The organism is Micromonospora sp. C28ISP2-4 (assembly GCF_030519385.1).
GTDB classification, from domain to species: domain Bacteria; phylum Actinomycetota; class Actinomycetes; order Mycobacteriales; family Micromonosporaceae; genus Micromonospora; species Micromonospora tulbaghiae.
Genome location: NZ_JAUMKG010000005.1, coordinates 15,314 through 28,428 on the forward strand (window position 1 = coordinate 15,314; position 13,115 = coordinate 28,428).

General features: G+C 73.8%; 8 protein-coding genes. 7 read left to right on the forward strand and 1 reads right to left on the reverse strand.

From position 1 onward, the window contains the following. The first annotated feature begins 13 nt into the window (after window positions 1-13). The 7 genes from Q3W68_RS19065 to Q3W68_RS19095 are packed head-to-tail and all read left to right on the forward strand — an operon-like array spanning window position 14 to window position 10,565. Window positions 14-901: a [LysW]-aminoadipate kinase gene (locus Q3W68_RS19065; protein ID WP_302906724.1), complete on the forward strand. Its 888-nt coding sequence runs from the start codon at window positions 14-16 to the stop codon at window positions 899-901. Continuing rightward, a complete protein-coding gene (locus Q3W68_RS19070) occupies window positions 901-1,989 on the forward strand; it encodes a M20/M25/M40 family metallo-hydrolase (RefSeq protein ID WP_302906725.1) in 1,089 nt (362 codons plus the stop codon). The genes Q3W68_RS19065 and Q3W68_RS19070 overlap by 1 nt, the downstream gene beginning before the upstream one ends. Further along, window positions 1,986-5,279: an amino acid adenylation domain-containing protein gene (locus Q3W68_RS19075; protein WP_302906726.1), complete on the forward strand. Its 3,294-nt coding sequence runs from the start codon at window positions 1,986-1,988 to the stop codon at window positions 5,277-5,279. Before Q3W68_RS19070 ends, Q3W68_RS19075 begins: the two co-directional genes overlap by 4 nt. Beyond that, complete coding sequence (locus Q3W68_RS19080) at window positions 5,276-6,148, forward strand: thioesterase domain-containing protein (protein WP_302906727.1); 873 nt, start codon at window positions 5,276-5,278, stop codon at window positions 6,146-6,148. The genes Q3W68_RS19075 and Q3W68_RS19080 overlap by 4 nt, the downstream gene beginning before the upstream one ends. A 3-nt stretch (window positions 6,149-6,151) precedes the next feature. Then, window positions 6,152-8,401, forward strand: coding sequence for an acyl-CoA dehydrogenase family protein (locus Q3W68_RS19085; protein ID WP_302906728.1), 2,250 nt, complete (start codon window positions 6,152-6,154; stop codon window positions 8,399-8,401). 11 nt (window positions 8,402-8,412) lie between these two features. Next, window positions 8,413-9,318, forward strand: a complete 906-nt coding sequence (gene cysD, locus Q3W68_RS19090) for a sulfate adenylyltransferase subunit CysD (protein ID WP_302906729.1) — start codon at window positions 8,413-8,415, stop codon at window positions 9,316-9,318. Continuing rightward, window positions 9,318-10,565, forward strand: coding sequence for a sulfate adenylyltransferase subunit 1 (locus Q3W68_RS19095; protein WP_302906730.1), 1,248 nt, complete (start codon window positions 9,318-9,320; stop codon window positions 10,563-10,565). Before cysD ends, Q3W68_RS19095 begins: the two co-directional genes overlap by 1 nt. 72 nt (window positions 10,566-10,637) lie before the next feature. Here the strand turns inward: Q3W68_RS19095 and Q3W68_RS19100 are convergent, their stop codons facing one another. Next, entirely contained in the window at window positions 10,638-13,076 is a 2,439-nt protein-coding gene (locus Q3W68_RS19100) for a non-ribosomal peptide synthetase (protein WP_302906731.1), read from the reverse strand. Between the last annotated feature and the right edge of the window lie 39 nt (window positions 13,077-13,115).

The window sequence follows — 13,115 nt, forward strand, 5'->3', positions numbered from 1 at the left end:
AAGGCACGATCTGATGAAGCAGAACAGTGGACGTCCACCGGTCACGGTGGTGAAGTGCGGCGGTAACGGTGACGTGGACGCCGCCGCGGTGTGCGAGGACGTCGCCGAACTGGTCCGGCAGGGCCGGCGGGTGGTGGTGGTCCACGGCGGGTCGGCCGACATCGAGGATCTGGCGCAGCAGCTCGGCGTACCGCAGCGCAAGCAGGTCGCCCCGGACGGGGTGAGCGCCCGGCACACCGACGAGCGCACCCTGGAGGTGGTCACCCTCGCCCTGGCCGGCCGGGTGAAGCCCCGCCTGGTGCGCTGCCTGGTCGAGCAGGGGGTCCGGGCGGTCGGTCTCACCGGGATCGACGCGGGCCTTCTGGTCGCGCGTCGGAAGAAGGCTCAGCGGGCGGTCGTCGACGGCCGGGTCGTCCTGGTGCGCGACAACCACTCCGGCGTGGTGGACACCGTGGACGGGGAGTTCCTGGGCAGCCTCCTCGATGCCGGCGCGGTACCGGTGATCTCTCCACCGGCGATCACGCCGGACGGCGAGATCGTCAACATCGACGCCGACCGGGCCGCGGCGGCCGTCGCCGCGGCGCTCGGTGCCGAGTCCCTGGTGCTGCTGACCGGCGCCCCCGGCGTTCAGCAGGATCCCGGCGACGAGCACTCGGTGCTGCCGATCTGCCACGTGCCGCCGTCCGGCCGTCCGCCCAGGTGGGCGCGGGGCGGGATGGCACTGAAGCTGGTCGCCGCCCGCGAGGCCCTGCTCGGTGGCGTGCGCCGGGTGCTGGTGGCGGACGGCCGCTGCCGCGGTCCGGTGCGCCGGGCACTGTCCGGCACTGGTACGCAGGTGGCCCTGGAACAGCCGGTCCCGAACCAGCCGGTCCGGCAGGAGTCGCTGGCGAGGGCGTCCTGATGAGCAGTACATCCGATGTGGACCTTCTGGAGGAGATGGTCCGCATCCCGTCCCCCTCCGGCGCAGAGCACCGGTTGTCGGCGTTCCTGGCCGAGGCGATGACCGGGCTGGGCCTGGACGCGCACGTCGACGAGGTAGGCAACGTGGTGGGCGTGACCGGGACCGGAGACGGGCCCACCGTGGTTCTGCTCAGCCATCTCGACACCGTGCCGGACCCGATGACGCCCCGCCGGGAGAGCGACCGGATCATCGGGCGGGGCGCGGTGGACGCCAAGGGCCCGCTCGCGGCCATGGTGATGACCGCCGCGACGTCGGCGGACTTCCCCGGCCGGCTGGTGGTGGCCGGCGTGGTGGAGGAGGAGACCCCGGGCTCTCGTGGAGCGATGCACGTGCGCGCCACCTGGCCCTGCCCGGACGCCGTGGTGGTGGGCGAGCCGAGCGGCTGGCAGAACGTGGTGATCGGCTACAAGGGCAAGCTGGACCTGCGGTACCGGGTGCACCGGGCGGCGACCCACCCGAGCAATCCGGTGGAGAAGGCCACCGAGGCCGCCGCCGCGTTCTGGCACGACGCGATCGCCGCGGCCGGGCCCGAGGTCAGTCACGCCGCGTTCGACCTGCCCGGCGTCACCCTGGTGGCGATGTCGGGCGACACGACCGACGCGACACTGGAGCTCAGCTACCGGACCCCGGTGGGGTTCGACGACGCCGCGCTACTGGAGCGGCTGCGTGCCGTCTCCCGCGGCGGCGGCCTCGAACTGCTCAACTCCGTCTCGGCGGTCCGCAGCGACCGGCGTGATCCGGTCGTGCGGGCGCTGACCGCGGCTATCCGCGAGGTCGGCGGCACGCCCCGGCCGAAGCTGAAGACGGCGACATCGGACATGAACACCCTGGCCGAGGTGTGGCCGGTGCCGATGGCCACCTACGGGCCCGGCGACAGCACCCTCGACCACGCCGCCGATGAGCACATCCTGATCGACGACTACCGGCGCGGCATCGAGGTGCTCCGCCTCGCCGTCACCGACCTCGGCCGCCGCCCGCCGGCCGCCGCGGTTTCCCCTTCCGCCATCAGCCCTGGAGGCCGATCGTGAACGATTTGATGAAGCGGCTGGCCCGACTGCCCGCGGACCGCCGCGCGGAACTGCTCGCCCTGCTGCGCGACGACGAGCCGGACACCGCCGCCGGTCCCACGCCACGCCCGCGCGGTGACAGCTCGCCGCTGTCGTATGCCCAGGAGACACTCTGGTTCCTGGACCGGCTGGCCCCGGGACAGCCGACCTACAACGTGCCGGTGTGCTTCCGGCTGCGGGGCCGCCTGGACGCGGACGCCCTACGCGCGGGCCTGGCCGCCGTGGTGGCCCGGCACGAGTCGCTGCGGGCCCGGATGGCCGACGGGGACGACGGGCCGGTGCAGGTGGTGGCGGCCGAGGTGCCGGTGGATCTGCCGGTGCAGGACGTCACAGGCGGTGCGGAGGCCGCCGTCGAGGCGGCCCGGGCACTGGCCCGGGAGGCGTTCGACCTGGGACGCGCGCCGCTGTGGCGCGCGCGGCTGATCCGGATCGCCGACGACGACCATCTGTTCGTCTTCGTGGTGCACCACGTGGTCTTCGACGGGTGGTCGCTGGGTGTGTTCGTCCGCGAACTGGGCGAGTGCTACCGGGCGGCGGTCGACGGAGACCGGGCCGACCTCGAGGCGGTGCCGTTGCAGTATGCGGACTACGCGTTGTGGCAGCGGGACTGGCTGCGCGAGGAGAACCTGGAGCGGCTCACCGGGTTCTGGCGGGAGCGCCTCGAAGGGGCGCCGGTGCTGGAGTTCCCGACCGACCGCCCGCGGCCGGCGGAGGCCACCTACCGCGGCACGTTCATCCGCCGGTTCCTGCCGGTGGGCGGCCCCGGCGCGGTGCAGCAATTGGCCCGTTCGCTGGGAACCACCCCGTACAGCGTCTACGTGGCGGCGTTCTTCGCCCTGCTGCACCGCTACACCGGCCAGGACGACCTGGTCATCGGCTCGCCGACGGCGAACCGGCAGCACTCGGAGGTGGAGGCGGTCGTCGGGTTCTTCGTGAACATGCTGGTGCTGCGCGCCGACGTCGCAGGCGATCCGACCTTCCGGGAACTGGCCGGACGGGTCACCCCCACCGTGCAGGAGGCGTTCGCCCACGGCGAGCTGCCGTTCGAGAAGCTGGTCGAGGCGGTACGACCGGACCGCGACCCGTCCCGCTCGCCGATCTTCCAGATCGCGTTCACCTTCCAGAACGCCGAGGGTGAGGTCACCCTGCCCGGTCTGGAGACCGAACGGGTCCTGCTCAGCCCCGGCACGTCCCGCTTCGACATGAGCTGGAACCTGTTCGAGCGTGACGGCGGGCTGGACCTCAACGTCGAGTTCAACACCGACCTGTTCGACCCGGAGACCATCGAGCAGGTGATGGCGCACTACGGGCGGCTGCTGTCCGCGGTGGTCGCGGACCCGGACCGCAAGGTCACCGAGATTCCACTGCTGGACCAGGGGGAGCGGGAACGGCTCCTGCACGAGTTCGACGGTCCGCGCCGCGAGCGGCCGGAGACGACGGTGGTGGAGCTGTTCGCCCGGCAGGTGGCCGAGCGTCCCGACGCCGTCGCCGTGGTGGTCGGCGACACCGAACTGAGCTACGCGGAGCTGGACCGGCGGGCCGAGGAGATCGCGGGCCGGCTGCGCGCGGCCGGCGCCGGGCCGAACACCCTGGTGGGGATCTGCCTGCCCCGGGGCGCCGACCTCGTCGCCGCGGTGCTCGCGGTGCTCCGCTGCGGAGCCGGCTACGTGCCGCTGGACCCGGGACATCCGGCGGCCCGGATCGCGGCGATCCTGACCGACAGCTCGGCGGTCGCGGTGGTCAGCACCACCGCGGCGGGCGGCGCGCTGCCGGCCGACGGGCCGGCCGTCGTACACCTCGACCGTCCGGCCGAGGTCGACCGGGCGGAGGTGGCGGCGGTGACCCCCGCCCCGCACGACCTCGCCTACGCGCTGTACACCTCCGGCAGCACCGGCACCCCGAAGGGGGTGCTCATCGAGCACCGCGCCGTCACCAACTTCATCGCCTCGGTGCAGGAGCTGTTCGAGCTCACCCCGCAGGACCGGGTGCTCGGCTTCGCCGCTGTCACCTTCGACGTGTCGGTGTTCGAGATGTTCTCGGCCCTGCTCACCGGCGCCCGCCTCTACGTGGTGCCGGACGAGGACCGGCTGGAGATCGACAGGTTGCAGGCGCTGCTGGAACGCGCCGAGATCACCGTGATCGACCTGCCGCCGTCGCTGATGGCGCTGCTCGAACCGGAGCGGCTGCCGAAGCTGCGCATCGCGTTCGTCGGCGGCGAGGCGTTCCCGGGCGAGCTGGTCAACCGGTGGAACCAGGGCCGGCGCTTCTTCAACGGCTACGGCCCGACCGAGTGCACCGTCACCATGGTGGTGCAGGAGTGCACCGGCACCTGGGACACCTCGCCCCCGATCGGGCTGCCGATGGCCAACCACGTGGCGCACGTGCTCGACCCGCACGGCGAGCCGGTACCCGTCGGCGTACCCGGTGAGCTGGTGATCGGCGGGCTCGGTCTGGCGCGTGGTTACCTCAACCGGCCCGAGCTCAGCGCGGAGAAGTTCCTCGACGACCCGTTCGGGACCGCGCCCGGCGGCCGGTTGTACCGCACCGGCGACCTGGTCCGCCGTCAGCACGACGGGGCGCTGGTGTTCTGCGGACGGATCGACCAGCAGGTGAAGATCCGCGGACTGCGGATCGAGCTGGGCGAGATCGAGGCCGTGCTGGCTCAGGTGCCCGGCGTGCGGCAGGCAGTCGTGCAGCCGTGGGCGGACGACCGCGGCGAACGGCATCTGGTCGGATACCTGACCGGTGAACCGCCTGCCGACGAGCGACTGCGCGCGGCGCTGGGCGAGCAGTTGCCGCCCTACATGGTGCCGGCCCACTTCGTCCGGATCGCCGACATCCCGTTGACCACCAGCGGCAAGGTCGACCGGCGTGCGCTGCCGGCGCCGGAGACCCCCCAGGTGGCGGCCGGCGAGGCGCGCTACGCCGACGAGACCGAGGAGACGCTGGCCCGCGAGGTGGTCGGGCCGGTGCTGCGCCTGGAGCAGGTAGGCCCGGAGGAGAACTTCTTCACCCTGGGCGGGCACAGCCTCGGCGCCGCGCAGGTGGTGTCGCGGATCCGCCGGCAGTTCGGGGTGGAGGTCGGGCTGACCGACTTCTTCCGCGCCCCGACCGTACGAGGGCTCGCGGCCCTGATCCGCACCGCCCAGGCCGGCCAAATCAACGACGACGACCTGCTGCGGATGATCGAGTCGATGAGCGACGAGGAAGCCGCGGCCATGCTCGCCGCCGAGCAGGGGCAGGCGTCGTGACCTCCGTACCGTCGGCCGGAGCGGTACGCGAGGTGGGACCGGAAGCCGCGCTCTCACCGGCCAAGCGGGCGCTGCTGGCCCGGTTGCGGCACCGGTCGGTGCCGCAACCGGACGGTCCGGCGGTGCTGCGGCCCGGCGCCGGCCGCCGCGGCCTGGTGCTGGTGCATCCGGTCGGCGGCGCGGTCCTCTGTTACGCGGCGCTGGTGTCCGCCCTCGGCGGAGACGAGCCGGTGTGGGGCTTCGCGGCGGACCGGCCGGCCGACGACCTGCCCGACGCCGACCGCCTCGGCGGTCTCGCCGAGCGCTACCTGGCCACGCTGGACGAGACCGAGCGTCGGTGGGTCTTCGCGGGCTGGTCGTTCGGCGGCGTCGTCGCCTACGAGATGGCCCGCCGGGCCGGCGGGACGGCGGTGCTGCTGGACGCGGCGTACCCCAGGCCGGGCCCACCGGAGGACGAGGCGGCGATCCGCCGCTTCTTCCTGCACGACCTGTGCCGCACCGCCGGCCTGCCGCCACCCGAGCCGGCGTACGCGGCCGACGGGACCGAACCGGGCGTGGCCGAACTGGCGGCGCGGGCCGGCCTCACCGCCGACCTGACCGCCACGGAGATCGAGGCCCGCTACCAGGTCTGCCGCAGCAACGCGCTGGCGCTGGCCGCCCACCGGCCCGGCCGGTACGAGGGTCCGGTCTGGTATGTCCGGGCCGGCCTGTCGCCGGACCACGGGCCGGCCTGGCAGCAGGTGGCACCGGATCTGCGGACCCGGTCGGTGCCGGGCGAGGACCACTACACCCTGTTGGGCGCCGGCCCGGTCGGCGCGGTCGCGGCGGTGGTGCGGGAAGCGATGCGCCGCGCGGATCGAGGAGAGTGACCGATGGAGACCACTATCGACGTCGACGAGGGCCACGAGCGGTTCCGCCGGTCCGTGCGGGACCGGCTGGCCGACCCCGAGCTGCGCCGTGAGCTGGCCGCGCTGCGGTCCGGCGGGCAGTCGGAGCCGGACGCCCGGGAGGTCTACCGCCACCTCGGCCGGCTGCGGCTGCTCGCGCCGAACTGGCCCGAGGAGTACGGCGGGGACGGCCTGGGGCACAGCGCCGCGGCGATCGTCTACGAGGAGTTGGTACGCGCCGACGTGCCGGACACGTTGCACGTCAACACCATTCAGATCGTCGCGCTGTTCCTGCTGCTCGCCGGCACCCCGGAACAGAAGGCCGCGCATCTGCCCGCGATGGCCCGGGGCGAACGCTTCGCCAGCGTCCTCTACACCGAGCCGGAAGCCGGCTCCGACCTGGGCGGTTTGCGGACCACCGCCACTCCCGACGGGGACGGCTGGCGCCTCGACGGGGTCAAGGTGTTCAGCCTCAAGAGCGACATCACCGATCTCGGCCTGTGCGCGGCGCGTACCGGATCGGGCGCGGGCCGCTACGACGGCATCACCCTGTTCCTGGTGGACCTGCACGCCGACGGGGTCTCCCGCAGCCGGATTCCGAGCATCGCCGACGAGCAGTTCCACCGCGTCGAGCTGAGCGGGGTGCGGGTCGGGCCGGACGCGGTGCTCGGCGAGGTCGGGCAGGGCTGGCCGCTGCTGTCGCAGGCGTTGGCGATCGAGCGGACCGGCCTGGACTACACGCTCAAGGCCGAGCGATGGTACGAGGCCGCGGTGGCGGGACTCGGCCACGACGACAGCCCGGCCGAGGCGGCGCTGCTCGTCGACGCCGGAAGGTTCGACGCCCGGCTCGCGGCCAGCCGGGCGCTGGCCTGGTCCGTGCTGACGAGGCTGGAGGCCACCGACACGGCCGACGAGGCCGCCACCGCTGTGGCGAAGCTGTACAGCAGCGAGCTGGCGCAGGAGGTGGCCGGCTGGGCGGTCGGCGCGCACGGGCTCGGCTACCACCCTGCGGTGCTGGGGCGGTGGCGGGCGGACGTGCTGGAGGCGGCGTACCGGGAGGCGCCGGGTCTGACCTTCTCCGCCGGTGCCTCGGAGGTGATGCTCCAGATCATCGCGAACCTCGCGCTGGACGACCCGGACTCGACCGCCGGTGGCCCCTCCGATCCGATGCGAGACCGGCTGCGGCAGGTGATGCGCGGCCGGCTCGCCCGGGTGCCGGTGCACGCGTCGGGCGCGGACCCACAGGCCGCGTGGGACGCCGTACGGCGGGGCGGGGCGTGCACGCTGGACGTGCCGGTCGCCGCCGGGGGCATGGAGCTGGGACTCGGGGCGGCGGTGGTGGTCGCCGAGGAACTCGGGCGGGCGGCGGCCGTCACGCCGTACCCGGCGGTGGCGGCGGCGATCGACGCGGCGCTCGCCGGCGGTGCGTCCGAGGACCTGCTCGCGGAACTGGTCGCCGGCGCGGTGCCGGCGGAAATGGGGGGTTTCGACCGGGTGTCGGTGACGGCCGCCCCGGACGGCGACGGGGCGTGGAAGGCGTCGGGCGCGATCCCCGTGGACGGCACGAACGTGGCGGTGCTGCTGCCGGTCGCCGTCGAGGGCGGCCCGGCGCTGGCGCTGCTGCCGGCCGGCAGCACGGTGCCGTCGGCCGAGGTCCCGGGCGTCACGGACGCGGCTGGGGTCCGTATTCCGGGTGAGCGGGTGCTCTGTCGGGACGTGGCGCTCGACGACTGCCCGGAGGGCGTCGTCGGGCGGGCACGCATCCGCCAGGCCGCCCTGCTGCTCGGGCTGGCGCAGGGAGCGCTGGGCGAGGCGGTGCGGCACACCGGCGCCCGGGAACAGTTCGGCCGGCGGCTGCGCGACTTCCAGAGCGTGGAGTTCGCGCTCGCCGGCGCGTACGCGGAGGTGGCCGCGCTGCGGCTGCTCGTGGAACGGGCGGCGGAGACGGCCGACGCGGATCGTCCGTTCGGCGTGGTCGGCACCCAGGCGCTGGCCCTGGCCGCGGAGACGACGTTGGAGGTGACCCGGCTGGCCATGCACGTGTGCGGCGCCCGTGGTCTCACGCCGCAGCTCCGGGTCGCGCCCTACTACCTGCTGGGCCGGTCCGAGGCGGTACGCCTGGGCCGCCCGGCGGCGCTCTGGCACGAGCTCGGTGCCCGGGCGGTGGCGCGTTCCCGGCGAGATGACAGTGGCGGCGCCGCCGCCGACGCAGCGCCCGGCGCGGGCGCGGATTGACGAGGTGACCGATGTCCGTGTACCGACTTTCCCATCTCGAGGCGCTGGAGGCCGAGGCGCTGCACGTGCTGCGTGAGGTGGCGGCGGAGGCTGACCGACCCGCGCTGATGTTCTCCGGCGGCAAGGACTCCATCGTCATGCTGCATCTGGCCCGGCTCGCGTTCTGGCCCGCGCCGGTGCCGTTTCCGGTGCTGCACGTGGACACCGGGCACAACTTCCCGGAGGTGCTGGCATTCCGCGACCGCCTGGTCGAGGAGTGGCGGCTGCGCCTGGTCGTGTCCTCGGTGCCGGAGATGATCGCCGACGGACAGATCGTCGAGCCGCCCGGAGAGCCGTCCCGCAACCGCCTGCAGACCCCGGCGCTGCTGGAGGCTGTCAGCCGGCACCGTTTCGACGCGCTGTTCGGCGGTGCCCGGCGCGACGAGGAGAAGGCCCGGGCCAAGGAACGCGTGCTGTCCTTCCGGGACGAGTTCGGCCAGTGGGATCCGAAGAACCAGCGGCCGGAACTGTGGAACCTCTACAACGGACTGTTGCGGCCGGGCGAGCACCTGCGGGCGTTCCCGCTGTCCAACTGGACCGAGCTGGACGTGTGGCAGTACATCGCCGAGCGCCGGATCGACGTTCCCTCGATCTACTTCGCGCACAAGCGGGAGGTGTTCCGCCGGGACGGGATGATCTTCTCGGTCGGCCCGCACCTGCCGATGCGGGACGGGGAGAGCAGCGCGGAGGAGCAGGTCCGGTTCCGGACGGTGGGGGACATGAGCTGCACCGGCGCGGTGTCCTCGACGGCCACCACCGTCGAGGAGGTGCTGCGGGAGGTGGCCGCGAGCCGGCTCACCGAACGCGGGGCAACCCGGGCCGACGACCGGGTCAACGAGAGCGCCATGGAGGACCGCAAGAGGGAAGGGTATTTCTGATGGACCTGCTCCGGATCGCGACCGCCGGCTCGGTCGACGACGGCAAGAGCACCCTGATCGGGCGGTTGCTCTACGACACCAGCGCCGTGCCCGAGGACCAGCTCGACGCCGTCGAGCAGACCAGCGAGCGGATGGGCGCCGACGAGGTGAACCTGGCACTGCTCACCGACGGCCTGCGCGCCGAGCGCGAGCAGGGCATCACCATCGACGTCGCCTACCGCTACTTCGCCACCGCCCGCCGCAAGTTCATCATCGCCGACACGCCGGGGCACGTGCAGTACACCCGGAACATGGTCACCGGCGCCTCCACCGCCAACCTGGCCGTGGTGCTCGTCGACGCGCGGGTCGGGCTGACCGAGCAGAGCCGCCGGCATGCGTTCCTGTGCTCGCTGCTCGGCGTGCCGCACCTGGTGCTGGCGATCAACAAGATGGACCTGGTGGACTACGAGGAGGCCGTGTACCGGCGGATCCGGGACGAGTTCACCGAGTTCGCCACCCGGCTGCGCATCCCGGACGTGACCGCTGTTCCGATGTCCGCGCTGCGCGGCGACAACGTCGTGCACCGGTCCGCGCGGATGCCGTGGTACGAGGGCCCGCCGCTGCTGCACCACCTGGAGGAAGTGCACGTCGCCTCCGACCAGAACCTGGTCGACCTGCGGCTCCCGGTGCAGTACGTGATCCGCCCGCGCACCGACGAGCACCACGACTACCGCGGCTACGCGGGACAGGTGGCCGCGGGAGTGGTCCGGGTCGGTGACGAGGTGGTCGCGCTGCCCAGCGGGATGAGCAGCCGGGTGACCGCGATCGACGGTCCGCTCGGGCCGGTGGAGGAGGCGTTCGCGCCGATGTCGGTGACCGTGCGACTGGCCGACGACATCGACGTCTCCCGAGGCGACCTGCTCGCCCGCCCCAACAACCAGCCCCGCGCCACCCAGGACCTGGGTGCCGTGGTGTGCTGGATGGACACCACGGCACTCACCGCCGGGTCTCGGCTGCTGGTCAAGCACACCACCCGAGTGGTTCCGTCGATCGTCACCTCGCTGCGTTACGGCATCGATGTGAACACGTTGCACCGGCACGACACCGACGAGCTGGGCTTCAACGGCATCGGCCGGATCGGCCTGCGGACCACCCAGCCGCTGATGTGCGACGACTACCGGCTCAACCGGTCGACCGGCTCGTTCATCCTCATCGACCCGGTCTCCAAGCGGACGGTGGGCGCGGGCATGGTCCGCGCCACCGGCTGATCCGCCTGCCCCGACGACGGCCGGTGTCCTCGGACACCGGCCGTCGTCGCGTTTGTCACCCTGCCGCGGTGCTCAGGCTGCGTCGGCCAGCTCCAGCACCTCACGGACGACCGCGGCACGACGGCGCAGCCGGTCGGCGGCCGGGCCGGCCAGCAGCGCCTCGGTGAACAGCCGCACGGTCGGCCGGCTGAAGAACAGCGCCGTGTCCACGTCGATCCGGAGCAGATCCCGGAGCACACCCAGCGCCCGGGTCACGGTGAGCGAGTGCGCGCCCAGGTCGAAGACGTTGGCGTCGGCGTCGACCCGATCGACGCCGAGCAGGTCGGCCCAGACCATGGCGACCACGGCCGTCACGTCGTCGGCCGGCGCCGGGGCGGCCGCACCGGCACCGGCCGGAGTGTCCGTCGCCGTCGCCCGCAACCGGGCCCGGTCGATCTTGCCGTTGGGCAGCAGCGGCAGCTCCGCGACGGGCACCAGCCGGGCCGGCACCCACGCCTCGGGGAGCTGTGAACGCAGCCGGTCGACAAGCGCCGCCGGGTCCGGCTGCCCGTCGTGCACCACGTACCCGACGAGCACCGACTCGCCGTGACGCTCCTCGGCGAGCACACACGCCTGGCGTACGCCGGGCTGATCGAGCAGGGTCCGCTCCACCTCGCGTGGCTCCACCCGGAAGCCGCGGATCTTGACCTGGTCGTCAGCGCGGCCGACGAAGACCAGGTCACCGGCGGGGGTCAAGACACACACGTCGCCGGTGTCGTAGACCCGCCCTCCGGGGAGATCCGGCCGGCCGGGGGGATGGGCCACCAGCTGGAAGCGCTGCCCGGTCTGCTCGTCGTCACCGAGATAGCCGCGAGCCACCCCGGCGCCCCCGATGAACAGCCGGCCGGGAACGCCGACCGGAGTGGGGGCGCCGTCCGGGCCGCGCAGTTCGGCCCACACGTGTGACAGCGGCGCACCGAGGGAGACGTCCCGTCCCGGCCGGGCGGGTGCGGCACCGGCGAACGCGCCGATTGTCGTCTCCGTCGGCCCGTAGTGGTTGTAGACCCGCAGCTCGGGCCGGAGAGCACGGAGCCGCTCCAGCAGCGCGGGGTCGAGCCGTTCCCCGCCGAGCACCAGCGTGCGGGCCGGGAGGCAGGCCGGGCCCTGCGGGTCGGCGAGGAGCGCCGCCAGGTGGGACGGGGCCATCTTGACCAGGTCGACTCCGGCCGCGCGTAGGTGGGCGGCGAACCGGCCCGCGTCGAGACGGGCGTCCGCCGGGACAGCCGCGACAGTGCCACCGTGGGCCAGGGTGGGGAACGTGGCGGTGTAGCCGAGGTCGGCGCCGATACCGGCCGGGCTGGCGGTGGTGACGCCGGGGCCGAGGGAGAGCAGCGCGGCGACGGAACGGGCGTACGCCGACAGTTGCCGGTGCTCCACCGCGACGGCCTTGGGCGTCCCGGTGGAGCCGGAGGTGAACAGCACGTACGCCAGGTCGCCGGGATCCCCGGTGGGAACCGGTGGCGGACCGGGCGGTGTCGGGGCGTCCAGCGGCAGGACCGGCACGTCGCTCAGCGCCGAACGGTCGGTCCCCGGCCCGGTCAGCACGACGCTCGCGCCGGCTCGGCGGACGAGCGTGCGGATGCGCTCCACCGGCAGGGCCGGGTCGAGGGGCAGGAAGGCCGCGTCGGCGGTCATCGCGGCCAGCGCACCGGTCAGGAACGACGTCAGGTCGTCCGCGAGCACGCCCACGATCGGCTGCGTCGCGGCGGCCGGGAGGTGGCTGCGCAGCGCCGCCGCGTACCGGAGCACGTCGGCGCGGAGCGCGCCGTAGGTACGGACGGCCGGTCCGTCGACGATCGCGCGGGCGTCCGGGTTCTCCGCGCCGTGCCGCAGCACCGCCAGGTGGCAGGGCTCGGCCGGCGGGTCGCCCAGCCGATCGCCGGTGAGCCGTCGGCGGATCCATGCCAGCTCATCGTCGCCGACGACGTGCGTGACCGGTCGTCCGGCGGCGACGGCACCGGGGATCCGCGTCAGCACGGTGTGCAGCCGCTGCGCGAACAGCTCCGCGGCTCTGCGGTCCGGGTCCTCGGTGTGGACGTGGACGGCGGTGGCGGGACGCCCGGCAATCCGCAGCGCGGGGACCGTGCCGGCGCGGTCGGGGCCGTCGCCGGCCGGCGCGGGAGACCAGCACACCAGGGAGTCCGGTGCCGGGATGCCGTCCGGGACGTCGACGGCCGCGGCGCGGATCCGGTCGAGCAGGTCCGGCACGGTCGGCGGCTCCGCGAGGTCGACCGGGACGGTACGCCGGCCGGCCGGCCCGGTCAGGACGAGCTCGCCCGGGTGCCGCAGGGCGCACTGGACAATCGCGGCCGCGGCGGCGAGTACCTCGTCCTCGCCGGCGGCCGCGGCCGTGGCCGCGTCGCGTAGCGCCCGGACCGTGGCCGGCGGCAGCGGCCGGGCGGAGTCCTCGGCGGCCGGGCCCGCAACGCGGACGCTGACGGCCGGGGTGTGACGTGCATCGGTAGTGCGCACCGTGACACTCCTAGGTCGACAGCCCGGTGCCGGCATCGC

Coding starts and splice junctions, on each gene's coding strand:
- Q3W68_RS19065 (WP_302906724.1), top strand. CDS start 14: ATGAAGCAGAACAGTGGACGTCCACCGGTCACGGTGGTGAAGTGCGGC.
- Q3W68_RS19070 (WP_302906725.1), top strand. CDS start 901: ATGAGCAGTACATCCGATGTGGACCTTCTGGAGGAGATGGTCCGCATC.
- Q3W68_RS19085 (WP_302906728.1), top strand. CDS start 6,152: ATGGAGACCACTATCGACGTCGACGAGGGCCACGAGCGGTTCCGCCGG.
- cysD (WP_302906729.1), top strand. CDS start 8,413: ATGTCCGTGTACCGACTTTCCCATCTCGAGGCGCTGGAGGCCGAGGCG.
- Q3W68_RS19095 (WP_302906730.1), top strand. CDS start 9,318: ATGGACCTGCTCCGGATCGCGACCGCCGGCTCGGTCGACGACGGCAAG.